Source organism: Acinetobacter sp. CY17 (assembly GCF_059515825.1).
The window spans coordinates 1-1835 of the sequence record NZ_JCAKMX010000047.1 but is presented as its reverse complement, the minus strand read 5'-3'; the positions used below and the strand labels follow the sequence as shown (position 1 = coordinate 1835).

Genomic DNA, 1835 nt, shown 5'->3' with positions numbered 1-1835 from the left:
TGGTAAGAATTTCTCGAAGTTTATTTGAGCAAATTTTTTGTCAGTAATTGATGAGCCAAGATTGGTGCCCTATAGGCACTATTGATTTTAAACTGAAGAGTTTGATCATGGCTCAGATTGAACGCTGGCGGCAGGCTTAACACATGCAAGTCGAGCGGATGAAGGTAGCTTGCTACTGGATTCAGCGGCGGACGGGTGAGTAATGCTTAGGAATCTGCCCATTAATGGGGGACAACAGTTGGAAACGACTGCTAATACCGCATACGCCCTACGGGGGAAAGCAGGGGATCTTCGGACCTTGCGTTAATGGATGAGCCTAAGTCGGATTAGCTAGTTGGTGGGGTAAAGGCCTACCAAGGCGACGATCTGTAGCGGGTCTGAGAGGATGATCCGCCACACTGGGACTGAGACACGGCCCAGACTCCTACGGGAGGCAGCAGTGGGGAATATTGGACAATGGGCGAAAGCCTGATCCAGCCATGCCGCGTGTGTGAAGAAGGCCTTTTGGTTGTAAAGCACTTTAAGCGAGGAGGAGGCTACTTAGATTAATACTCTAGGATAGTGGACGTTACTCGCAGAATAAGCACCGGCTAACTCTGTGCCAGCAGCCGCGGTAATACAGAGGGTGCGAGCGTTAATCGGATTTACTGGGCGTAAAGCGTGCGTAGGCGGCTTTTTAAGTCGGATGTGAAATCCCTGAGCTTAACTTAGGAATTGCATTCGATACTGGGAAGCTAGAGTATGGGAGAGGATGGTAGAATTCCAGGTGTAGCGGTGAAATGCGTAGAGATCTGGAGGAATACCGATGGCGAAGGCAGCCATCTGGCCTAATACTGACGCTGAGGTACGAAAGCATGGGGAGCAAACAGGATTAGATACCCTGGTAGTCCATGCCGTAAACGATGTCTACTAGCCGTTGGGGCCTTTGAGGCTTTAGTGGCGCAGCTAACGCGATAAGTAGACCGCCTGGGGAGTACGGTCGCAAGACTAAAACTCAAATGAATTGACGGGGGCCCGCACAAGCGGTGGAGCATGTGGTTTAATTCGATGCAACGCGAAGAACCTTACCTGGTCTTGACATACAGAGAACTTTCCAGAGATGGATTGGTGCCTTCGGGAACTCTGATACAGGTGCTGCATGGCTGTCGTCAGCTCGTGTCGTGAGATGTTGGGTTAAGTCCCGCAACGAGCGCAACCCTTTTCCTTATTTGCCAGCACTTCGGGTGGGAACTTTAAGGATACTGCCAGTGACAAACTGGAGGAAGGCGGGGACGACGTCAAGTCATCATGGCCCTTACGACCAGGGCTACACACGTGCTACAATGGTCGGTACAAAGGGTTGCTACCTCGCGAGAGGATGCTAATCTCAAAAAGCCGATCGTAGTCCGGATTGGAGTCTGCAACTCGACTCCATGAAGTCGGAATCGCTAGTAATCGCGGATCAGAATGCCGCGGTGAATACGTTCCCGGGCCTTGTACACACCGCCCGTCACACCATGGGAGTTTGTTGCACCAGAAGTAGGTAGTCTAACCGTAAGGAGGACGCTTACCACGGTGTGGCCGATGACTGGGGTGAAGTCGTAACAAGGTAGCCGTAGGGGAACCTGCGGCTGGATCACCTCCTTAACGAAAGATTGGCGACCGGTAAGAATCCACAACAAGTTGTTCTTTGTAATAAGTCTCTTGATAGATTAGAGAGCTTAGTAAGTTTAATGCTTATTAATCTCTGTGATTTATCACAGCATCTAGACCTGACGAAGGCTAGAGAAATCATTAACAGATTATATTTGAGTTGAAATAAATTGTTCATACTCGTTGAAATCAAAGCAAGCAAT

1 rRNA gene is annotated in these 1835 nt (G+C 49.6%); it reads left to right on the top strand.

Annotated features, from left to right (window positions below):
- The first annotated feature begins 89 nt into the window (after positions 1-89).
- Positions 90-1626 (top strand): 16S ribosomal RNA (locus AC5YCI_RS16030).
- Positions 1627-1835: the final 209 nt, after the last annotated feature.